This window comes from Streptomyces sp. NPDC093064 (assembly GCF_044754605.1).
GTDB lineage: Bacteria > Actinomycetota > Actinomycetes > Streptomycetales > Streptomycetaceae > Streptomyces.
This window is the reverse complement of the sequence record NZ_JBIVPK010000042.1, coordinates 47,144-68,701: the sequence shown is the minus strand read 5'-3', so window position 1 is coordinate 68,701 and position 21,558 is coordinate 47,144. Positions and strand designations below refer to the sequence as shown.

Here is a 21,558-nt window from a genome sequence, read left to right as displayed (position 1 = left end):
CGGATGAGATCAGCTCGGTGAACCGCCGGATGCGTGACCCGCATGTCCGGTGGTGTGGGAGGAGGGCTGGGCGACCCGGCCCTCCTACCCGATTTGGTGCATTACCGTGGCCCCATGAGCAGCCCCAGCAGCACTGAGCAGTACGTTGTCCGTGCCGTGCGCACCGAGGAGTGGCCCGCCGCGAAGGCGCTGCGGCTGATCGCGCTCCAGGACCCGGTGGCCCACCTCGCCTTTCTGGAGACGTACGACGACGCCGTGGCCAGGCCGGACTCGTTCTGGCAGGAGCGGACGGCCGGGGCCTCCGTGGGGTCGAGCGACGCCCAGCAGTTCATCGTGGCGGGGCCGAACGGCGAGTGGGTCGGAAGCGTGACCGTGCTCGTGGAGGAGGCCGGCACGACGGACTGGGCCGGGTTCCCGGTCGAGCGGCGGCAGGGACATGTCGTCGGTGTCTATGTGCGGCCCGAGCACCGCGGGTACGGGCTGACCGAGGTGCTGTTCGACGAGGCCCTGCGATGGGCCTGGGACATCGGCGTGGAGCGGGTGCGGCTGATCGTGCACGAGGACAACGGGCGGGCCCTGCGCTTCTACCGCAGGATCGGGTTCCTGCCGAGCGGGGTCACCGTGCCGCTGACGGCCGGTTCGGCGGAGTCCGAGCTGGAGTACGTCCTCGAGCGCCCCTGAGATCCCTGGTCACGCCGGGAGTTCGTCGTGCGGCCAGCGGGCGCGTGCCTGCTCGCGGGAGCGGAGCAGTGCCAGCGTGGGCAGCCCCTGGTCGGCTCCGTCGGCCAGCAGCCCCGGGAGCTGGGGCAGCGGGGCGACGGCGGCCACGTCGTCCAGGACGAGCGTGAGTGGTGGGTCGAGGCGACCGGAGGATGACCGTTCGGCCATGCGCCGGCCGCACTCGACCACGCTTGAGGCGAGTGCCGTCAGGAGGGGCATCGCACCCGGGTTGGTCCGGGGATCCTCAAGGGATTCGCCGACCACATAAAGCGTGCCCCCTTCGTTCACGAAGGAATCCAAGGCGACGGCATCAGTTCGGTTTGGAGTGCAGGCCTCGCGGATGTTCACCGTGAACAGGGAGGCCAGTGCGCGACCGGTCAACTCCTGGGCGACGTCACGCCGTTCGGGGTACGAGGTGAGCGAGGCCTCCAGCTCGCCGGCCGATCCGGCGGCGGCCTTGGGGTTCGTACGGAGGATCCGCACGGCGTCCTGGACCTGTGTGCCCTGCGCCCAGCGGTGGACGTGGCGGACGGCGCGGCCGTCTATGGCGGCGGCGTGCAGGAAGCTGCGCAGAAGGGTTTCCGCGGTGTCGCCCGTCGCCTGGTCGACCTTGGCGGTGGGGCGGACCGGGACGAGCAGTGCGGCGGCTCTGGCGGCCGCCGTCGCCTTGTCCTCGCAGCCCGCCGTGGGGGACCAGTGGAGGCGGGCCGGGGTGTCGCAGAGGTGGACGGGGTCGTAGAGGAGGACCGGGCCCAGCTTGGCCCGGGAGTCCTTCGTGTCCTGCCACAGGGCAGGGTTCGACGTGATGACGAGGGCCGGGCCTGCCGCGTCCAGGATCGCCTGCGCCGCGGCCGCCTGCCGGGCCTCTCGCGGGGCGATCAGGACCTTCTCCCGTCCGCCGACCGGTCCGCCACGGCTGTCGGCGGCGGCGAAGGGCACGAGGGGCTGTGCGAGAGGCGTCGCGGGTGCCGTCCGGTCCGCGGTCCGCGGTGCCTCGACCGGCTGCTGGGCTTCCACGGGCTGCTGGGCTTCCACGGGCTGTGGGGCCTCCGCGGGCTGCTGGGCGGCCACGAGCGGCCGCCCCGGCTCCGGGGCCGTCCGCTGGGTGGGGACCTCCTGGGGAACCGGCGCAGGCACGTCCTGGGGTGCCGGCGCCGGTTCCCGTTCCCGGGCCGCCGCTCTCTCCGCCCGTCTGCGCACTCTCCCGGCTCGCCACCGGGCCACCGTGCCCAGCACGAACACGGTCAGCACGAACAGCACCATCAACTGGCCGATGAACAGGCCCCAGAACAGCCCGTACCCCGACAGCTGCTCCGGCGCGGCGTCCGGCCAGGCGCCGGGGATGTCGTGCGGGTCGGCGATGAGGTGGCGCATCGCCAGCGGCGTACGGGCGAAGGCGACCCCGGAGGGCCAGGAGCCGTTGGCGAACAGGCCGGCGAGTCCGGTGGCCGTCCACACCAGCAGGGTCATGCCGAGCAGGAAGGCCAGGACGCCGACCAGCAGGGCGTCGGGAACGCCGCCCTGGCCGTCCCGCCGGCCCTGGCGGCCCTGCCCGTGGTCGCGGTCGTCCGGTCTCACGCGTGCGTCCCCTCTAGGCCACCGTCGACTCCGAGGAGCCGCCCAGGTCGGTGATGTGCTGTCCCATGAAGGCCGCCGCCCGCTCCTCGGCCTCCAACTCCGCGGCGCGCAGCGTGTCGTCGGAGATGCGGTCGCTGGAGGACTCCGTCATGGCGCGGTCGGTGAACACCAGCGGCCGTTCGGTCTCGGTGACCAGGTGTTTGACCACCTGGACATTGCCGTTGACGTCCCAGACCGCGATACCGGGCGTCAGGGTCGGGATGATCTCGACCGCCCACCTGGGCAGGCCGAGCACCCGTCCCGTCGCCCTCGCCTCGTCCGCCTTCTGGGCGTAGATCGTCCGGGTGGAGGCCATCTTCAGGATCGCGGCGGCCTCCTTGGCCGCCGCTCCGTCCACCACGTCGGACAGGTGGTGGACGACGGCCACGAACGACAGACCCAGTCGGCGGCCGAACTTCAGCAGCCGCTGGAACAGCTGGGCCACGAACGGGCTGTTGATGATGTGCCAGGCCTCCTCGACCAGGAAGATGCGCTTCTTGCGGTCGGGGCGGATCCAGGTGTGCTCCAGCCACACGCCGACGATCGCCATCAGGATCGGCATGGCGATGGAGTTGCGGTCGATGTGGGACAGGTCGAAGACGATCAGGGGCGCGTCCAGGTCGATGCCGACCGTGGTGGGGCCGTCGAACATGCCGCGCAGGTCGCCGTCGACCAGGCGGTCCAGGACCAGTGCCACGTCCAGGCCCCAGGCCCGTACGTCGTCTATGGCGACGTTCATCGACTCGGCCGACTCCGGTTCGGGGTACCGGAGTTGCTCGACGATGTCCGACAGCACCGGCTGGCGTTCCACGATCGTCTCGTTGACGTACGCGTGGGCGACCTTCAGCGCGAAGCCGGAGCGCTCGTCCAGGCCGTGGCCCATCGCGACCTCGATGATGGTCCGCAGCAGCGCAAGCTGGCCCGTGGTCGTGATCGACGGGTCCAGGGGGTTGAGCCGGATGCCGTGGTCGAGGGCCGCCGTCGGGTCCAGCCGGATCGGCGTTATCCCCAGCTCCTCCGCGATGAGGTTCCACTCGCCCACCCCGTCCTCGCCCTGGGCGTCCAGGACGACGACCTGGCGGTCGCGGAAGCGGAGCTGGCGCAGGACGTAGGTCTTCTCCAGCGCCGACTTGCCGTTGCCGGACTCGCCGAGGACCAGCCAGTGCGGCGCGGGGAGTTGCTGACCGTACAGCTGGAAGGGGTCGTAGATGTAGCCCTTCCCGGAGTACACCTCGCGGCCGATGATGACGCCCGAGTCACCGAGGCCGGGCGCGGCGGTGGGCAGGTAGACCGCCTGGGCCTGGCCCGTGGACGTTCTCACCGGCAGCCGGGTCGTCTCCACCTTCCCGAACAGGAAGGATGTGAAGGCGTCCGTGAGTGCGGTCAGCGGGTCCCGCATCAGAGCATCAGCCCCTACCGTCGGATTCCGGTGGCGAACGGAAGCGTGTTCACGAAGGCGCGGTGGTGCTCGCGGTCGCACCACTCCAGTTTCAGGTAGGACTTCCCGGCCGAGGCTCTGATCGTCCGCTTGTCGCGGGCCAGGGACTCGGGGGAGCGGGAGGACACGGTGATGTAGCCGACCAGGTTGACGCCGGCCGCGCCGCTCGCGAGGTCCTCGCCGCGCTGGTCGAGGCGGCTGTGGGCGGCGACGTCGCGCGGGTCCACGGTGCGGTTCATCTTCGCGGCGCGGCTGGCTTCGGCGACGTCGTTGGTCTTCTCGGTCAGCATGCGCTCGATGGCGACCTCGGTGGGTTCGAGGTCCATCGTGACGGCGACGGTGCGGATGACGTCCGGGGTGTGGACGAGGAGGGGCGCGAGGAAGTTCACGCCGACCGGGGTCATCGGCCACTCCTTGACCCAGGCGGTGGCGTGGCACCAGGGTTCGCGGGTCGCCGACTCGCGGGTCTTGGCCTGGAGGTACGTCGGCTCCATGGCGTCCAGTTCGGCCGGCCAGGCGTTGCGCTTGGTCATTGCCTGGATGTGGTCGATGGGGTGGTCCGGGTCGTACATGGAGTGGATCAGCGAGGCCAGCCGCCCCTGACCGAGCGGCTGCCGTACACGGATGTCGGCTTCCTGGAGCCGGGAGCAGATGTCGGTCAGCTCGCGGGCCATGACGACCGCGAGTCCGGCGTCCCGGTCCAGTTTGCGGCCCGCCTGGGGCCGGGCGGCCCGTGCCATGGCGTGGGCCTCGGCGGCGAGTTCCCGGGTGAAGTGCATGCAGGCGACGAGGTAGGCGCGGTGCTGCTCGCTGCTGGTGGACACCATGGACTGGAGCTGGTCGTAGGACTGCTGGAGCCACTGCGGCGCCCGCTCGTCCCCGCGTACGACGACGTCCTTGGCGTGGGCGTCGGGGTCGGCGGGCAGGGTGCGGGCGAGCATCTGGAGGCGGGTGACGAAGCCGTCGCCGTTGGCCACGTGCTTGAGCAGGGTGCCGAAGCGGTCGACGAGGGCCTCCTGGTCCTCGGAGTCGCGCAGGCCGACGCCGGGGCCCTCGATCTCGATGGCGGCGGTGACCGTCTTGCGGTCGGCGTGCAGCAGTACGGCGATCTCGTCCGGTCCGAACGGCGCGGCGAGCCAGGTGATCCGGCCGATGCCGGGCGGCGGCCCGATCTCGACCTCCCGGCCGTCCAGGTCCGTTCCGGCCTCCATCACGCCCGAGCGGTAGACGGCGGCGCTCTTGACGGTGCGCTTGTAACTGCGGTTGATCTCGAACCACTTGTAGAACGTGCGGTGCCGGTACGGCACGTAGACCGCGGCCAGCGACAGCAGCGGGAAGCCGGTCAGCAGCACGATGCGCAGGGGCAGCACCGGGACCAGCAGGCCGCACATCATGCCGATGAACGCGCCCGCGATGATCAGGGCGATCTCGCCGGTCTCGCGGTTGCGGCCGACGATCGCGTTCGGCCGGGCGCGGCCGATCAGATATGTACGGCGGGGCGTGACCGTGTGGGACACATGGGAATCGGTCGTCAACGCCCTTCACCTCCCGTGCGGTTGGTACTGCTCTTGCGGGTGCTTCCGGCGTGGGGGCTGTTCACCGGGCTGGGTGCGCGGGGAGCGGGTGCGGAGGAGGGGACGGATCCGCCGCCACCGTCCGGGACGCGGGCGCTGTGCGCCGCGACGCCGCCGGAGACCGGGTTGGCCGGGCGTGCGGACGACTGGCCGCCGCCTCCGCCGTTGCTGTCGGCCCGGGTGCTGTGGGTCTTGATGCCCTGTGCGACCAGGCTGGCCGGGGAGCTGATGACCGCGGCGGCCTTGCTCTCGGCGCCCTGCATGATGCGGTTGTTGCGGCCGGCCGCGATCTCGTCGCCGAAGCCCGGGACGAACCGGTAGATCATGGCGCTGGCGAAGATGGCCAGCAGGATGATCGCGAGACCGGAGACGACCGCGGAGAAGGCGCCGGGGCCGTTGTCGCCCGAGGACAGCGCCCCGGCGAGCCCGAGCACGATCACGATGACCGGCTTCACCAGGATCACCGCGATCATGATTCCGGCCCAGCGGCGTACGTGCCCCCACAGGTTCTTGTCGACCAGCCCGGCGTAGACGACGGTGCCGAGCAGGGCGCCGACGTACAGCAGGGCGGCGCGGATGACGAGTTCCAGCCAGAGCACGCCGGCGGCGAGGATGGACACCAGGGATACGACTATCAGCATGATCGGTCCGCCGCCGATGTTCTCGCCCTTGGCGAGCGCGGCGGAGAAGGTGCCGAAGAAGGTGCCGGCCTGGTCGCCGGTCGCCTTGGCGAGGACGTCGGAGACGCCGTCGGTGGCCGAGACGACCGTGTAGAGGATCAGCGGGGTGAAGGCAGAGGCGAGCACGGTCAGCCAAAGGAAGCCGACCGCCTCGGAGATGGCGGTGGACAGCGGCACGCCGCGCACGGCCCGCTTGGCCACGGCCAGCAGCCAGAGCACCAGCGTGAGCACGGTCGACGCGGCGAACACGACCGCGTACTGCTGGAGGAACTTCTGGTTGGTGAAGTCGACGTTCGCGGTCTCCTGCACGGCCTTGCTGAGCTTGGTGACGGTCCAGGAGGCGGCGTCGGCACAACCCTTGGCGAGGGAGGAGAGGGGGTCGAGGGTGGAGGTGGGGTCGGGCGCCCGGGAACCGCCGCCGCTGGGGCTGTTGCCACGCTCGCAGTACTGCCTGGCCCGGCCGACGATGAGGTCGCAGTTGTTGTCGCTCGGCGACGGCGTCGGGCTGGGTGAGGGTGCGGCGACGGCGCGGGCGGCCAACAGCACGACCGACGTCTGCACGGCTGCCACGGCTCCGGTGAGCCCGAACAGGCGCTGCTTGCTACCGGGCATACGTGAACCCTCCGTACTCTTCGATGGCCTTGCGGATCTCGTCGGAGGTGGCGGCCTTGTCGTCGCCGGGGACCGGGGCGGGGCCGTCCTTCTGCGCGTCGGAGACGATCTTCCAGTCGCCTCTCGACCACTGGAGTTCGAACGTCCACGTCTTCCAGGACGAGGTGACCGGGTCGGTGGAGGTCTCCGCGGACATGCCGATGAGTCCCATGTACCAGACCGCGATCTCGGCGCCGCTGTTGCTGTACTGCTTCACGGTGGTGCCCACCGGCACCACGCGGGAGACGAACGTGCCGCCGGTGGGCGGGTTGCCGTCCGCGTCCAGGCCCATCTTGTCGAGGAAGTCCGCCGAGTAGGCCTGGTCCATGGGGCCTTGGAGCCTGGCCGCCGCGTCGGGGGTGTAGAGGAGGTTCAGGAGGGTGTGCCGGGTGTCCTTCTTGAACATGCCGGTCGAGCCGAGGGCCACGGCGTAGTTCGCGGCAGCGCTCTGCGCCCCCTGCTCGTCGTGTGCGAACCCCGAGGGGATTCCGCCCGACTTCGTGTGCACCGGCTGCTTGCCTGTGGCCGCGGTCGCCGCCGCCTTCGGCTTGTCGGCGATGCCGCCGGCGGCGGGGGAGCGGCCTCCCGAGCGGTTCGCGAAGGCGATCGCGGCGATGAGGAGGACGACCACGGCGACCACCGTGATCAGGCTGCGCGAGGACGAGCGGCCACCGCGCCGCGCGCCGCCGTAGGGGTCGCCGGGCCGGTCCGGGAGCCGGGTGCGGGTCTGCCCGTCCGCGTACGGCCCGTCGTCGGCGCGCGCCGAATCGCCGTACCCGTGCCCGTCTGAGCGACTCATGCCCCGTACGCCCCCTCGACCTCGTACCGGAATGCGTGGAAGTACGACGGTAGCCGTGCTGGTTCCCGCGTGGACGCGGTGTGGTGACTCGACATCAGGGAAACGCAACCTCAGCCGGTGGGCACGGTGGGTGGGTAGGGGCAGCGGGGGCACCGGGCGCGCCCGGAGGGTCCGACCGGCGGTGCGCACGGAGCACCGTGCGCGGCATGCGCGGGTATGCGCCGGTTACACGGCCATGCCGTACACGATGGTGAAGAGCGTGCCGAGCGAGCCGATGATGAACACGCCCGTCAGTCCGGCGATGATCAGGCCCTTGCCCTGCTCGGCGCTGAACGTGTCGCGCAGGGCCGTGGCGCCGATGCGCTGCTTGGCGGCACCCCAGACGGCGATGCCGAGACAGAGCAGGATGGCCACGGCCATCACCACCTCGATCATCACCTTCGCCTCGTTGCCCAGGCTGCCGAAGGGCCCCCAGTTCGGAGCGATCCCGCCGATGATGGTGTTGATGTCTCCCTTGTCGGCCGCAAAGAGCATGTAAGTCACCGCCCCTGTTGGGTAGTTCCGCGCCCTCTGCCCTTGTGCAGAGGTCAGACCCATTCTCGCCGACAATGACGCCGCCGTATGTCGACTTGGCGGCATTGCCTGGTGGGTTTCGTACGCATGGTCACTCTGTGTATCACGGCAGGTCACGCCGGGCAATGAAGTCCGACCGCAACCCGTGGTGTGGTTCCGTCGTTGACGTTTCTTCCGTGCCGGTACGGTTTCTGACGACCAGTCGGGTGAGCGGCCGCCCGTGGCCGATGGTCTCACGCTTTTCCGCGGCGGCACCGTGTTCGCACGTCTGCCGGCTCCGGCGTCAAGCGGGATGCGTCGTGAGGGATGCGTCGTGAGGGACGCGTCGTGAGGGGTGTGAGGCCGGTCATACGATGAACGGGCGTTTCACAGGAGAATCTCAGGGAAGTCGGGGTCCGATTCTCACCCTCGTCCAGCACAGTGGAGCCTGATGAAGCGCACCACAGGTATCAAGAGCACCGCTGATCGCGCACGTCCCGCGCACCGCCGGGCCGGTGTGCGGGCGTTGTTCGCCGTTCTGGTGCTGCTGGCCGTGACCTCGGTCTCCGTCGCTGTCGCGTACGACGGGCCCGGCCGGCTCGGGGTGACCGGACCGCTCGGGGTGACCGCCGTCACGTCGAAGACCCCGCAGAGCGCCCGGGTCGGGGCGCTGTTCGGTGCGGACAAGGCCGGCCACCTCGCCGGCAACCACTTCTGCACGGCCTCGGTGGTGCACAGTCCCCACCGGAACCTCCTCGTCACCGCCGCCCACTGCCTGGGCGGGGACTCCGACCTGGTGTTCGTGCCGGGGTACCGGGACGGCCGGGCGCCCTACGGGGTGTGGACGGTGAAGCGGCGCTTCCTGCCCGACGACTGGTCCGCGCACCAGGACGAGGACAGCGACATGGCCTTCGCCGTGCTCGCCCCGCGGGGCGGCAAGGGCGTCGAGGACGTCGTCGGCGCCAACCGCCTCGTCACCGGGGCGTCGACCGGGGCGACCGCGGTCACCGTCACCGGCTACCCGAACTCCCGCGAGGTGCCCATCAGCTGCACCAACAGGCCGCGGGCCCACAGCGGTACCCAGCAGCGCATCGACTGCCCGGAGTTCACCGGCGGCACCAGCGGCAGCCCGTGGGTCAGCGGTGGCCAGGGGGTCGTCGGCGTGATCGGCGGCCACGAGGCGGGCGGCTCGACGGCGGGCACCTCGTACAGCGTGGTCCTCGGGGCCACCGCGGTGGAGCTCTACAAGGACGCGTCCGCCGATCCCTGATCCGCGCCGCGCTCCCGGCGGGGTCGCACGGCGGCCGGCCGCCGTGCTGCCCTGCGCCCGTGTGTGATCACCTCAAAAGCGCGGCGGGCGCCTCTACACTGTCGACGGCGGACTCCCGTGGGACGAGGGGCGGTTGACGGTGCGCAAGGCATGGATCGTGGCGGCCGCCGCCGTCGCTTCCGGGCTCGGCTTCGTCACCCTTCTCGTCGTCGGCGTGTACGTCGCCGCGGGGAACATCGCGGGCGGGGTGGGCGGCGGGGCCGTGGGGCTCGCCAAGGGCGCCGTGCCGGCCGCGTACCAGCCCCTCGTGCAGAAGTGGGGCAACCTCTGCCCCGCGATCAACCCGGCTCTGCTGGCTGCCCAGTTGTACCAGGAGAGCGGGTTCAACCCGAACGCCAGGAGCCCCGCCGCGGCGCAGGGGATAGCGCAGTTCATCCCGGGCACCTGGGCCACGCACGGCATCGACGGCGACGGCGACGGGAAGGCGGACGTCTGGAACCCGGGTGACGCGATTCCGTCGGCCGCGTCCTACGACTGCGAACTCGCGTCGTACGTCAAGGACGTGCCGGGCAACGTGACCCACAACATGCTCGCCGCCTACAACGCCGGGGCCTACGCGGTGATCAAGTACGGCGGCGTGCCACCGTACGCGGAGACCCGGAACTACGTGAAGACGATCACGACTCTGGAGAAGAGCTTCGCCGCCCCCGTCACCCGCGTCGATCCCTCCAAGCAGGCCGCCGTGGCCATCTCCTTCGCGCAGAGCAAGCTCGGCACGCGCTATCTGTGGGGCGGGAACGGCACCGCCGAGCAGGGCGGGCGGTTCGACTGCTCGGGGCTGACCAAGGCCGCCTACGAGAGCGTGGGGGTCACGCTGCCGCGGGTCGCCAACGACCAGTACAACGCCGGGCCCCACCCCAAGCGGGACGAACTGCTGCCGGGTGACCTGGTGTTCTTCTCCGACGATCCGACCAACTCGCGGGCCATCCGGCACGTCGGCATCTACGTCGGCGGCGGGTACATGATCGACGCGCCGAGACCGGGCGCCGTGATCCGCTTCGATCCCATCGACACACCCGACTACTTCGGCGCCACCAGGGTCACCGAGGATGGCGCGAAAGCACTCCCCACCACGGTGTGAACGGGCGGTGGGCCAATCCCCTGAACTGCGGGGACGAGTCTCTCTTCGATAACGTCTGCGTGATCATTCGGTGGAGTGCGGAACGCATCCATCAGGGTCGTGCGTTGGTGTTGACGTAGCCAAGAGTGCGACCGGTGGCGTGTGTGCCCAACGCGCGCGCAGCGGAAGCGGATCTACGACCACGGGGGTGGGCAGGGGCGGCGCACGCCGGGTGCGCCCGCGACGACACGACGAAGGGGCCTCAGCAGGATGGCTGGACTCGCCGAATCCGGGTCGAACCCCGACGTCGACCTGCTCTACAACATCAACAGCCTGGCCAAGGACGCGCCGCGCTGGTTCGACCGGGGCATGGAGTACGTCGGCGAGTACGGGCTGCTGCTCGCCATGGTGCTGCTCGTGCTGTGGTGCTGGTGGTCCGTGCGGCGCCGGGGCGGCGAAGGGGCGGCGTCCGCCGTCGCCGCGCTGGTGTGGGCGCCGCTGGCGGCCGGTCTCGCGGTGCTCGTGAACGTGCCGATAAGGGGTTTCGTGCAGCGGCCCCGGCCCTTCCTGGACCATCAGGGGCTGGACGTCCTGGTGCAGGGGAAGACCGACTACTCCTTCGTGAGCGATCACGCGACGATGACCATGGCGATGGCGGTCGCGCTGTTCGTCGTCGACCGGCGCTTCGGCCTGGTGGGCATCGGGCTGGCGCTGCTCGAGGGGTTCTGCCGGGTGTACATGGGCGTGCACTATCCGACGGACGTGGTCGGCGGGTTCGCGCTGGGTACGGCTGTCGCGCTGCTGCTCTCCCCTCTGGCCACGGCTCTGCTCACGCCGCTGCTCAAGGCGGTCGAGGGGTCGGCGTGGGGCGGCCGGCTGGTGCGTGCGCGAAGTGCCGGCGCGGGCGACGCGGTGGTCTCCGACCGCCCCGCCGAGGAGCGGGCGTCGGCGGAGGAGCGGGACCTGGCGGCGTAGCCGGGCGCCCCCCGGGCCCACCGCGGCACCTCGGCGGTACGGCCGTCCGCGGTCGGGTCTCACAGGCCCTGCGGGTACGAGAAGAAGTTCTGCGGGTCGTACTGGTGCTTCAGCTTGGTCAGACGGGTCGCCGCGTCGCCGTAGTAGGCCGTGCGCCAGTTCCTGAGGGTGGGGTCGCTGTAGTTCTGGTAGGCCGCGCCGGAGGCGTAGGGCCGCATGGCGTTGTGCGCCGACGTCAGCCAGGACTGGGCCGCCGAGCCGGTGGTGCCCGGGCGCCAGGAGGCGACGTACTGGGCCAGCATGCGTGAGCGGCGGTGGACGAAGGCCGTCGCCGTCGGGGAGACCCGGTTGACCGCCCCGCCGAGCGCGGTGAACGCGATGCTGCCCGCGCCGCCCCGTACCGAACGCAGCTGGGCCAGCAGCGTCTGGATGCCGGCCGAGGACAGGGAGCGGTCGAAGAAGTCCGAGCGGGCCGCGTACGTCTCGCGGCCGAGCCTGCCCTGCGGGGAGCGGCCGGGGGTCGTGCCCGGCAGGTGGCACTGGGCGTCCACCGGGAAGGACGAGCAGCCGGCGTAGGCCTCCATGGCCTGCTCGTAGGAGTGGCGCCTGAGCGACACGCTCGACGCCGGGGCGCCGATCGCCGCGGCCAGGCGGTCCACCGCGTTCTGCAACGCGCCGTAGGTGCCCAGGGAGAAGGCGGCCACGGACACGGTGGGCGTGCCGCCGGCCGAGCTCTCCAGGTGCAGGGACGACCAGATCTCGTCCGGCTGGCCGGGCCCCCAGTTCTGCCAGGCCTTCACGACCGCCGCCGCCTTCGCCCACGGCCACCTCAGGTACGCCGACACGGCCTGGGGTGCGGGGTGGGTCCTGAACCCCAGTTCGGTGACGACGCCGAAGTTGCCGTTGCCCGCGCCGCGCAGCGCCCAGAACAGGTCCTTGTTCCGGGTGGCGTCGGCGGTCAGCTGCCTGCCGTCCGCCGTGATGAGGGTGGCCCGGGTCAGGCTGTCGCAGGTCAGGCCGTAGGCGCGGGCGACGACTCCGTGGCCGCCGCCGAGGACCAGGCCGGAGATGCCCACGGTCGGGCAGGAGCCGCCGGGGATCGTCACGCCCTTCGCGGTGAGCGCGCGGTAGATGTCGATGAGCTTGGCGCCGGCGCCGATCACCGCCGAGGAGCCGCTCGCCCGGATCTGGCTGAGCCTGGAGACGTCGATGATCAGCCGGCCGTCGCCGGAGGACCAGCCTCCGTAGGAGTGGCCGCCGTTGCGGACGGCGACGCGGACGTGGTGGGCGTGGGCGTAGGACAGGACGGTCCGGATGTCCTCGGCGTGGGCCACGTACGCGACCGCGGCGGGCTTGAGGCTGTCGAAGCGGGTGTTGTAGAGCTGCTTGGCGGTCGTCCAGGAGGCGTCGCCGGGGCGGACCAGGGTGCCATCCAGGGAGCGGGCGAGCGCGGCCCAGCCGGCGGCGGCCGGGGGGCTGGTGGTTCTCGGCGCCGTGATCGCGGAGGGGGTGCCGGAAACCGCCGACATCCCCGTGGCGGTGGTCCGGTCCGTCGCCGCCCGGGCCGTCACCCCGCCCCTGCCGCCGCTGCACGCGGTCGTCGCGATCGCGGCGACCGCTGCCGCGCCGCCCCCCAGGAAAGTCCGTCGTTCCATGCCCGCACCTCCTGTCGTTCCTGCGGAACGAGACGACGAGGCGGCCCGGAGGGTTCCGGGGAACCACGCCGCAGGATTGTCACAGTACGGCGGTCGGGGCGTCACCGACACGCGAGCGCGGGCCGCTTCGGTCGCGCGGGCCGCCGACGCGGTGCAGTCTGCGTGGTGGGGAACACGGCGGACTCCACGGTGTCCGGCGCGCCCCCGTGTCCGTGGCGACCGGCCTCCCGCCGGCCATGTCTTCCCCGTGCCCTCGCCGTAAGCATTCCGTGACCTCACCGCACTTTCGGCAGGGGTTCACCCCTCGTTCACTTCCGGCAATCGGCGGCTTCACCTGTTCTGCCTAATTTCAGGCTTACCCGGTGCTGATGCGCAGGTCGGCGCATCGGTGTCGCCCACACCATCGCACGCACGCCGCCGGACAGGACGGCGGCTCCTGGAAGGAACTCAAGTGAAGCTTCAGCGCAAGACCCGGCGGGCACTCGCTCTCGGCGCACTCGCCGTCTCCGGCGCCCTGGCCCTCACGGCGTGCGGCTCTGACGACACCGGTGCCAAGAACAACGCCGGCACCGACAGCAGCACCTCGGCGGCCCCCAACAGCTCCATCAAGTGCGACGAGGCCAAGGGCCAGCTGCTCGCCGACGGCTCCTCGGCGCAGAAGAACGCGATCGACGCCTGGGTGAAGCAGTTCAGCCAGGCCTGTGGCGTGCAGATCAACTACAAGGGCGGCGGCTCCGGCGCCGGTGTCACGGCGTTCACCCAGAACCAGGTCGCCTTCGCGGGTTCCGACTCGGCGCTGAAGCCCGAAGAGGTCACCGCCTCCCAGAAGGTCTGCACCGGTGGCGGTCAGGGCATCGACCTGCCGATGGTCGGCGGCCCGATCGCGCTCGGCTACAACGTCCCGGGCGTGGACAACCTGGTCCTCGACGCTCCGACCCTGGCGAAGATCTTCGACAGCAAGATCAAGAACTGGGACGACGCGGCGATCAAGAAGCTGAACCCCGGCGCCAAGCTGCCCAACCTCAAGATCCAGGCGTTCCACCGCTCGGACGAGTCCGGCACCACGGACAACTTCACCAAGTACCTGAAGGCCGCCACCCCCGAGAACTGGAAGTACGAGGGCGGCAAGGCCTGGCAGGCGAAGGGCGGCCAGGCTGCTCCGCAGTCCTCCGGTGTGGCCCAGCAGGTGAAGCAGACCGAGGGCGCGATCGGCTACTTCGAGCTGTCGTACGCCAAGGACATGTCCACGGTCGACATCAACACGGGTGCCGCCGCTCCGGTCAAGGCCACCGTCGAGAACGCCACCAAGGCCATCGCGGACGCCAAGGTCGTCGGCACCGGCAGTGACCTGGCGCTGCAGCTGAACTACAACACCAAGGCCGAGGGTGCCTACCCGATGGTCCTGGTCACGTACGAGATCGTCTGCGACAAGGGCAACAAGGCCGACACCCTGCCGGCCACCAAGGCGTTCCTGCGCTACATCGCCAGCGAGGAGGGTCAGAGCATCCTCACCGAGAACGACTACGCGCCGATCCCTGACGCGATCATCAGCAAGGTCCGCACCACCATCGACAGCCTGAGCTGATCCGAGTGCGGCCCGGACCCCCAGCGGGGGTCCGGGCCGCACCGTCCGGTGCACCGCCGCCAGGAGACGTACGCGCGTACGGCTCCGCAGACCGGAGATCCCGATGGACATATCAACACATACGACAGGCGCCGACGCGCCTTCCCCCCAGCCGTCCGAGGCCGAGCAGAAGCATGCCGCCCGCGGCGCCACCCGTCCCGGAGACCGGATCTTCCTCGGTCTCACCCGTGGGTCGGGCATTCTGCTGCTGGTCGTCATGGCCGCGATCGCGGTCTTCCTCACTTACCGTGCCTCGCTGGCGATCAGCAAGGACCACGGCAACTTCCTGACCACCTTCGAGTGGAACACCGGCCTTCAGCCGCCGGTCTTCGGCATCGCCGTGCTGGCCTTCGGCACGGTGGTCTCCTCGATCATCGCCATGGCCATCGCCGTTCCCGTCGCGGTCGCCATCGCGCTCTTCCTCACGCACTACGCCCCGCGCCGGCTGAGCGGCCCCATCGCGTACGTGGTCGATCTGCTCGCCGCCGTGCCGTCCATCGTGTTCGGTCTGTGGGGCGCGCTGGTCCTGGTCCCGCACCTGGACGGCCTGTTCGGCTGGCTGAACGACTACCTCGGCTGGACCGGGATCTTCTCCTGGGAGGGCGGCGCCCCCCGCTCGCTGCTCACCGTCGGCATCCTGCTGGCGATCATGATCCTGCCGATCATCACCAACGTCAGCCGCGAGGTGTTCCGCCAGGTCCCGCGGATGCACGAGGAGGCGGCCCTGGCCCTCGGCGCCACGCGCTGGGAGGTCATCCGCATGTCGGTGCTGCCCTTCGGGCGGTCCGGCGTGATCTCCGCCTCGATGCTGGGTCTCGGCCGCGCGCTCGGCGAGACGATGGCCGTCGCCACTGTGCTGTCGCCGACCTTCACCATCGGGGCCAGCCTGCTCGACCCGGGCGGCGGCACCTTCGCCCAGAACATCGCCAGCAAGTTCAGCGAGGCGACGGAGTACGGCCGTGACGCGCTGATCGCCTCCGGCCTGGTCCTGTTCGTCATCACTCTGCTGGTCAACGGCGCGGCCCGCCTGATCATCGCCCGCCGCAAGGACTACTCGGGGGCCAACGCATGAGCCACGCAGCCATCGCCGACAAGCGCTCCAGCAGTCTGCGCGGCGCCAGCCTGCCCAAGTGGTCCCCGTGGGCCATCGCCCTCGGCTCCCTGGTCGCCGCGGTCGTCATCGGCCTGGCCGGCGGCCTCCACAGCCGCGTCCAGTGGGGTCTGATCGCCGCGGTCCTCTTCGTCCTCGGCACCTACGGCGTGGCCGCCCGCGTCGAGGGCCGCCGCCAGGCCAAGGACCGGGTCGCCACCAGCCTCGTCTGGGTCGCCTTCCTGCTCGCCCTGGTGCCGCTGGTCTCCCTGGTCTGGACGACCGTCCAGCGCGGTGTGAAGGTCCTGGACGGCTACTTCCTGACCCACTCGATGGGTCTGGTCGCCGACACCGAGGTGGGCGGCGGCATCTACCACGCCATCATCGGCAGCCTCGAGCAGGTCGGCCTCGCCACCCTGATCGGCGCGCCGGTCGGCGTGCTCACCGCGATCTACCTGGTGGAGTACGGGCGCGGCAGCCTCGCCCGGTCCGTGACCTTCTTCGTCGACGTCATGACCGGCATCCCGTCGATCGTCGCGGGCCTGTTCATCCTCAGCCTGATGCTGATCTTCAAGATGCAGCCGTTCGGGTTCGCCGGTTCGCTGGCCCTGGCCATCCTGATGATGCCCGTCGTGGTCCGCTCCACGGAGGAAATGCTCAAGCTCGTACCGAACGAGCTGCGTGAGGCGTCCCTCGCCCTGGGCGTGCCGAAGTGGCGCACCATCCTGCGGGTGGTCCTGCCGACCTCCATCGGCGGCATCACGACCGGCATCGTGCTGGCCATCGCCCGTATCGCCGGTGAGACCGCCCCGGTGCTGCTGCTGGTCTTCGGCAACCCCTTCATCAACACGAACCCCTTCGAAGGGGCGCAGTCCTCGCTGCCGCTGTACATCTACCAGCAGTACACGAACAGCGCGGGCTCCGGCGCGGCGTACGACCGTGCGTGGGCGGCCTCGCTCACCCTCATCGCCTTCGTGATGATCCTCAACCTCGCGGCCCGCGGCATCGCCCGCTGGAAGGCCCCCCGTTAACGATCTGCGGCTGCTGCCGCGCGGGGCCTGTCAGCGACCCCCGGACTTTTGGAAGTGAAGTAGTCATGGCCAAGCGAATCGATGTCAGCGGGCTCACCGCCTACTACGGCGCCCACAAGGCGATCGAGGACATCTCGATGACGATCGAGCCGCGCTCGGTGACGGCGTTCATCGGCCCCTCCGGCTGCGGCAAGTCGACGTTCCTGCGCACCCTCAACCGCATGCACGAGGTCACCCCGGGCGGCCGGGTCGAGGGCAAGGTGCTCCTGGACGAGGAAGACCTCTACGGCGCCGGGGTCGACCCGGTGGCCGTGCGCCGCGAGGTGGGCATGGTCTTCCAGCGCCCGAACCCGTTCCCCACCATGTCGATCTTCGACAACGTGGCGGCGGGACTGCGGCTGAACGGCAACTACCGCAAGAGCGAGCTGAGCGACATCGTCGAGAAGTCGCTCAAGGGCGCCAACCTCTGGAACGAGGTCAAGGACCGCCTGAACAAGCCCGGCTCGGGCCTCTCCGGCGGTCAGCAGCAGCGTCTGTGCATCGCCCGCGCCATCGCGGTCGAGCCGAAGGTGCTGCTCATGGACGAGCCCTGCTCCGCCCTCGACCCGATCTCCACGCTCGCCATCGAGGACCTGATCGGCGAGCTGAAGGAACGCTTCACGATCGTCATCGTGACGCACAACATGCAGCAGGCGGCGCGCGTCTCGGACCGCACGGCGTTCTTCAACCTGGCGGCCGTGGGCAAGCCGGGCCGGCTGATCGAGATCGACGAGACCGAGCGGATCTTCTCCAACCCGTCCGTGCAGGCGACCGAGGACTACATCTCCGGCCGCTTCGGCTAGACCGCCGGTCCTCCCCCAGACCCCTCGCGGTGCTGCATGGCGGTGCCACCGCGAGGTCGCAGAAGGGCCCGCCCCCGGCTCCCGGGGGCGGGCCCGCGCGTTTCACCGGCCGGGGTGCGCGCCCGGCCGCTCACTCGGCGACTTCGGTGCGCTCCCACCACTGGTAGACGGTGACCTGTCCTTCCTTGCTGTCCTCGTGGCGCGAGGTGACCTTGTAGTGCTCGTATCCCCCGAGGTGCGGGATCTTCAGTTCCTGTCCGGGAGGGACCACCGGCACCACGGTGCCCGCGAGGTCCTCCGGCCCGCCTTCGAGGAGTGCCTTGCTCGTCATGGTTCCAGTGTGACCACACCGGGCCCGGCTGCTACAGGAACGCCAGCCTGATCAGCCAGAAGGCGCAGGCCGCCACGATCGCCGCGGCCGGCATGGTGATGAACCAGCCCATGACGATGTTCTTCGCCACGCCCCAGCGGACGGCGTTGACCCGCTTCGTCGCGCCCACACCCATGATCGCCGAGGTGATCACATGGGTCGTGGAGATCGGCGCCTTGAAGAGGAACGCGGTGGCGAACATGATCGACGCGCCGGTGGTCTCGGCGGCGAAACCCTGTGGCGGGTCCAGTTCGATGATCTTGCGGCCCAGGGTGCGCATGATGCGCCAGCCGCCCGCGTAGGTGCCCAGGGACAGCATGAGCGCGGAGACCAGCTTCACCCATACCGGGATCGGGTCTCCGTAGTTCTCCACATCGGCGATGACCAGGGCCATCACCACGACACCCATGGTCTTCTGGGCGTCCTGGAGGCCGTGTCCGAGCGCCATGCCGGCCGCCGACACGGTCTGCGCTATGCGGAAGCCGCGCTTGGCCTTGTGCGGGTTGGTCCGGCGGAAGATCCACATGATCGCCGTCATGACCAGGTAGCCGACGATCAGGCCGACGATCGGGGACAGGAACATGGGGGTGACGATCTTGTCCAGTACCCCGGACCAGTACACGGTCGTACCGCCCGCCAGGGCCGCGCCCACCATGCCGCCGAACAGCGCGTGCGAGGAGGACGAGGGCAGGCCGAAGTACCAGGTGACCAGGTTCCAGACGATGGCCCCGAGGAGGGCGGAGAAGAGGATGCCCATCCCCTTGCCGCCGGTGGGCGTCTGGATCAGGCCCTCGCTGACGGTCTTGGCGACCCCGCTGCCGAGGAAGGCGCCGGCGAGGTTCATCACCGCGGCCATCGCCAGCGCGGCGCGCGGGGTGAGCGCCCGGGTCGACACGGAGGTCGCGATGGCGTTGGCGGAGTCGTGGAAGCCGTTGGTGTAGGCGAAGCCGAGAGCGACCAGGATGGTCAGGATCAGAGCGAAGGTGTCCATGGACGCCTCAGGACTCCTTGACCGCGATGGTCTCCACCGTGTTCGCCACGTGCTCGAAGGCGTCCGCGGCTTCCTCCAGCACGTCCACGATCTGCTTGAGCTTCAGCACCTCGATCGCGTCGTACTTGCCGTTGAACAGGTGGGCGAGCAGCTTGCGGTGGATCTGGTCCGCCTGGTTCTCCAGGCGGTTCACCTCGATCCAGTACTCGGTGAGGTTGTCCATGGTCCGCAGATGCGGCATGGCCTCGGCCGTCAGCTCAGCCGCCCTGGCCAGAACCTCGATCTGCTGCTCGACGCCCTTGGGCAGTTCCTCGACGTTGTAGAGGACGACCAGGTCGACGGCCTCCTCCATGAAGTCCATGATGTCGTCGAGGGACGACGCGAGGGAGTAGATGTCCTCGCGGTCGAAGGGCGTGATGAACGAGGAGTTCAGCTGGTGGAAGATCGCATGCGTGGCGTCGTCACCTGCGTGTTCCGCGGCCCGCATACGCTCTGCGATCTCGGCCCGGGCGGAAGCGTCCGCCCCGAGCAGTTCCATCAGGAGTTTCGAGCCCGTGACGATGTTGTCCGCGGACGCGGCGAACATGTCGTAGAAGCTCGTCTCCCTGGGGGTCAGACGAAAGCGCACGTGGGGTCCTCGGGGTGCTTCGGTTCGGGTCAGGGTGATGTTAAGCGCATCATCCGGCCACGGCTAAGGGGCCGTCCCCCAGTGTCGCCCATGAGCCCCCGTGCTCGGCACGGGGGCATGCCAAGGCTGCCGCCGCCCGGCAGGATTCGTTACGATATACCCGCCAGGGGTATGTCTCCTCGGTGTGTGCCGAGAATTCCGAGAGCGAGGACGCGATGACGACCACCGAGGCCGGAGCGACGACGCCCTCCGAGAACGTGAGCGGAATCACCGAACACGAGCCCGTCACGCACGGTTACCACAAGCAGAAGGACGAGCACCTCAAGCGGCTCCGCCGGATCGAGGGTCAGATCCGCGGGCTGCAGCGGATGGTCGAGGAGGACGTCTACTGCATCGACATACTCACCCAGGTGTCCGCCTCCACGAAGGCCCTCCAGTCCTTCGCCCTGCAACTGCTGGAGGAGCACCTGCGGCACTGCGTCGCCGACGCGGCCCTCAAGGGCGGTTCGGAGATCGACGCGAAGGTGGAGGAGGCCACGAAGGCGATCGGGCGGCTGCTGCGCACCTGAGGTTCACCGGTCCGGCGGGCTGCGGGGGTGCGAGGCTCACCGGTCCGGGTGGCTGCCGGGGTGCGTGAGGCTCACCGGCGGGGAGGCTGCCGCCGGGCCCCCGGCGTTCTCCGGCACGTGCCGGCCTCGGGCTCCTCGGCCACCCGCAGCACCTCGTCGATGCTTTCCAGGCTGAGCCGCTCCTCGGCGGCCGAGGCCGCGATGATCAGCTCGCCGCACAGCTCTATCTCGGCGAGGGCCACGTGGTCCTGGACTGCCCTACCGCTGAGCGGAGCCACGCGAGTCACCTCTTCTCTGCCGTCTGCCGCTGCCGACTTCCTAGGGTAGGGAGCGGCCTACGCGCGGCGCATGGCACCAAAGGGCTAGTTCGCCGGTCATTTCTCGGCCCATTCGGGTCCGTCCCGGCTCACTGCTCGGCGATCCGCCCCGTGTAGATGTCCTGCGGCCGTGGCAGCGCCACGGTCACCGGCGTCCCGAAGGCGTACAGCAGCGTCGTGGAGAAGACGGCGACGGTGCGTCCCAGCTGCCCGTTGACGAAGGCGAAGCTCTGCCGGAGCTTGCGGATGCGGCCGTGGTCGTCGAGGTAGACGTCGAACGGGACCGCGCTCGTGGCGAACCCTTTCGCCGCCGCATTCAGCGCCGCCTCGTCGGCCGCCGTGGCGCTCTTCGCCGCCAGGGCGAGATCGGCGGTGCCCCGGTAGTGGCGGACCGGGACCCCCGCGACCTCGGTCCTCTCCACGTACGTGGCCGTGCGCGTGCCGCGCAGCACCTCGGCGGCGGCGAACGGGTCGGTGGCGCCGCCGGTGACCAGGTTGCCGTCGACGAGCGTGGCCGTGTCCACCCGCACCCACTTGTCGGCCGGCACGCCCGCTCCCCGGTTCTTCATGAACAGGGCACCCGGTGCGAGGAGCTCGGTGATCGGCACGTGCTCGGCGGCCCCCGACGGGTCCTGCGGCAGCACCAGCGTCAGCCGCCCGCGCTGCCCGCGGAAGTCGTAGCCGCCCTCGCCGCGGATCGTCACACGGGTCCCGCCGGTGGCCATCTCCATCGACGTACGGGTCTGCGCGCTGCCCGCCTCCAGCAGCACGTCCGGCGCCTGGCGCAGGGCCTGCACCGGATCGGTCGCGGCGCGCGCGTCGTCGGCGGCCACGCCGCCGCCGGAGCATCCGGTGGCGCACGCGGCGGCCAGGACGGCCGCCGCGAGTACCGCGCCGCCCGTTCCGGCCCGCGCGCCCGGCCTCACCCGAGCACGAGCAGGAGGGACACCCAGCCGCCGCCGCACCGCCATCGCCCTGCCTACCCCCAGCCGCTACGTCCGTCACGGGCCCTGTCGTCCGGTCAACGACGAGTGGGTGGCCCCCG

21 protein-coding genes are annotated in these 21,558 nt (G+C 70.3%); 9 read left to right on the top strand and 12 right to left on the bottom strand.

Annotation, left to right across the window (positions count from 1 at the left end; all coding sequences use genetic code 11):
• Positions 1 to 114 precede the first annotated feature (114 nt).
• Entirely contained in the window at positions 115 to 681 is a 567-nt protein-coding gene (locus ACIQFZ_RS33500; RefSeq protein WP_402692980.1) for a GNAT family N-acetyltransferase, read from the top strand.
• Between the two features lie 9 nt (positions 682 to 690).
• Here ACIQFZ_RS33500 and ACIQFZ_RS33495 read toward each other — a convergent pair whose 3' ends face one another.
• From ACIQFZ_RS33495 to ACIQFZ_RS33470, 6 genes are all read right to left on the bottom strand, one after another.
• Entirely contained in the window at positions 691 to 2,298 is a 1,608-nt protein-coding gene (locus tag ACIQFZ_RS33495; protein WP_402692979.1) for a type VI secretion protein, read from the bottom strand.
• 13 nt (positions 2,299 to 2,311) lie between these two features.
• The gene (locus tag ACIQFZ_RS33490; protein WP_365426886.1) at positions 2,312 to 3,736 is read right to left on the bottom strand and encodes an ATP-binding protein; all 1,425 of its coding nucleotides are present in this window, start codon (positions 3,734 to 3,736) and stop codon (positions 2,312 to 2,314) included.
• 14 nt (positions 3,737 to 3,750) lie between these two features.
• A complete protein-coding gene (locus ACIQFZ_RS33485; protein WP_365426889.1) occupies positions 3,751 to 5,310 on the bottom strand; it encodes an SCO6880 family protein in 1,560 nt (519 codons plus the stop codon).
• Complete coding sequence (locus tag ACIQFZ_RS33480; protein WP_365426892.1) at positions 5,307 to 6,641, bottom strand: hypothetical protein; 1,335 nt, start codon at positions 6,639 to 6,641, stop codon at positions 5,307 to 5,309. The genes ACIQFZ_RS33485 and ACIQFZ_RS33480 overlap by 4 nt, the downstream gene beginning before the upstream one ends.
• Positions 6,631 to 7,479, bottom strand: coding sequence for a hypothetical protein (locus ACIQFZ_RS33475; protein WP_365426894.1), 849 nt, complete (start codon positions 7,477 to 7,479; stop codon positions 6,631 to 6,633). The genes ACIQFZ_RS33480 and ACIQFZ_RS33475 overlap by 11 nt, the downstream gene beginning before the upstream one ends.
• Positions 7,480 to 7,704: 225 nt before the next feature.
• Positions 7,705 to 8,013, bottom strand: a complete 309-nt coding sequence (locus tag ACIQFZ_RS33470) for a hypothetical protein (protein WP_009189392.1) — start codon at positions 8,011 to 8,013, stop codon at positions 7,705 to 7,707.
• A gap of 469 nt (positions 8,014 to 8,482) precedes the next feature.
• On the opposite strand from ACIQFZ_RS33470, the gene ACIQFZ_RS33465 reads away from it, so the two are divergent.
• The 3 genes from ACIQFZ_RS33465 to ACIQFZ_RS33455 all read left to right on the top strand — a co-directional run bounded on the left by ACIQFZ_RS33465 (position 8,483) and on the right by ACIQFZ_RS33455 (position 11,396).
• Positions 8,483 to 9,301 (top strand): trypsin-like serine peptidase, encoded by an 819-nt coding sequence (locus ACIQFZ_RS33465; protein ID WP_402692978.1) that lies wholly within the window; start codon positions 8,483 to 8,485, stop codon positions 9,299 to 9,301.
• Between the two features lie 133 nt (positions 9,302 to 9,434).
• A complete protein-coding gene (locus ACIQFZ_RS33460) occupies positions 9,435 to 10,442 on the top strand; it encodes a bifunctional lytic transglycosylase/C40 family peptidase (RefSeq protein ID WP_365426901.1) in 1,008 nt (335 codons plus the stop codon).
• Positions 10,443 to 10,691: 249 nt separating this feature from the next.
• Positions 10,692 to 11,396: a phosphatase PAP2 family protein gene (locus ACIQFZ_RS33455; RefSeq protein WP_365426904.1), complete on the top strand. Its 705-nt coding sequence runs from the start codon at positions 10,692 to 10,694 to the stop codon at positions 11,394 to 11,396.
• A 59-nt stretch (positions 11,397 to 11,455) separates the two neighbouring features.
• Here ACIQFZ_RS33455 and ACIQFZ_RS33450 read toward each other — a convergent pair whose 3' ends face one another.
• Entirely contained in the window at positions 11,456 to 13,051 is a 1,596-nt protein-coding gene (locus tag ACIQFZ_RS33450) for an FAD-binding oxidoreductase (protein WP_383059507.1), read from the bottom strand.
• Between the two features lie 451 nt (positions 13,052 to 13,502).
• Between ACIQFZ_RS33450 and pstS the strand changes: the two genes are divergently transcribed.
• The 4 genes from pstS (at position 13,503) to pstB (ending at position 17,638) form a co-directional block, all read left to right on the top strand.
• Positions 13,503 to 14,636, top strand: coding sequence for a phosphate ABC transporter substrate-binding protein PstS (gene pstS, locus ACIQFZ_RS33445; RefSeq protein WP_383059508.1), 1,134 nt, complete (start codon positions 13,503 to 13,505; stop codon positions 14,634 to 14,636).
• 103 nt (positions 14,637 to 14,739) lie between these two features.
• Positions 14,740 to 15,747, top strand: coding sequence for a phosphate ABC transporter permease subunit PstC (gene pstC, locus ACIQFZ_RS33440; protein WP_365436602.1), 1,008 nt, complete (start codon positions 14,740 to 14,742; stop codon positions 15,745 to 15,747).
• Positions 15,744 to 16,796 (top strand): phosphate ABC transporter permease PstA, encoded by a 1,053-nt coding sequence (gene pstA, locus ACIQFZ_RS33435; protein WP_365436599.1) that lies wholly within the window; start codon positions 15,744 to 15,746, stop codon positions 16,794 to 16,796. Before pstC ends, pstA begins: the two co-directional genes overlap by 4 nt.
• 65 nt (positions 16,797 to 16,861) lie before the next feature.
• Positions 16,862 to 17,638: a phosphate ABC transporter ATP-binding protein PstB gene (gene pstB, locus ACIQFZ_RS33430; RefSeq protein WP_225074491.1), complete on the top strand. Its 777-nt coding sequence runs from the start codon at positions 16,862 to 16,864 to the stop codon at positions 17,636 to 17,638.
• Between the two features lie 130 nt (positions 17,639 to 17,768).
• Here pstB and ACIQFZ_RS33425 read toward each other — a convergent pair whose 3' ends face one another.
• The 3 genes from ACIQFZ_RS33425 to ACIQFZ_RS33415 are packed head-to-tail and all read right to left on the bottom strand — an operon-like array spanning position 17,769 to position 19,627.
• The gene (locus tag ACIQFZ_RS33425) at positions 17,769 to 17,969 is read right to left on the bottom strand and encodes a DUF5988 family protein (RefSeq protein ID WP_361420425.1); all 201 of its coding nucleotides are present in this window, start codon (positions 17,967 to 17,969) and stop codon (positions 17,769 to 17,771) included.
• Positions 17,970 to 18,000: 31 nt separating this feature from the next.
• Positions 18,001 to 18,999: an inorganic phosphate transporter gene (locus ACIQFZ_RS33420; RefSeq protein WP_365428479.1), complete on the bottom strand. Its 999-nt coding sequence runs from the start codon at positions 18,997 to 18,999 to the stop codon at positions 18,001 to 18,003.
• A gap of 7 nt (positions 19,000 to 19,006) precedes the next feature.
• Complete coding sequence (locus ACIQFZ_RS33415; RefSeq protein ID WP_026252685.1) at positions 19,007 to 19,627, bottom strand: DUF47 domain-containing protein; 621 nt, start codon at positions 19,625 to 19,627, stop codon at positions 19,007 to 19,009.
• Positions 19,628 to 19,842: 215 nt separating this feature from the next.
• On the opposite strand from ACIQFZ_RS33415, the gene ACIQFZ_RS33410 reads away from it, so the two are divergent.
• Positions 19,843 to 20,196, top strand: a complete 354-nt coding sequence (locus ACIQFZ_RS33410) for a metal-sensitive transcriptional regulator (protein ID WP_365428476.1) — start codon at positions 19,843 to 19,845, stop codon at positions 20,194 to 20,196.
• 71 nt (positions 20,197 to 20,267) lie between these two features.
• Here ACIQFZ_RS33410 and ACIQFZ_RS33405 read toward each other — a convergent pair whose 3' ends face one another.
• Positions 20,268 to 20,483, bottom strand: coding sequence for a hypothetical protein (locus tag ACIQFZ_RS33405; protein ID WP_365428474.1), 216 nt, complete (start codon positions 20,481 to 20,483; stop codon positions 20,268 to 20,270).
• A 119-nt stretch (positions 20,484 to 20,602) separates the two neighbouring features.
• Positions 20,603 to 21,439, bottom strand: coding sequence for a hypothetical protein (locus ACIQFZ_RS33400; RefSeq protein ID WP_365428471.1), 837 nt, complete (start codon positions 21,437 to 21,439; stop codon positions 20,603 to 20,605).
• Positions 21,440 to 21,558: the final 119 nt, after the last annotated feature.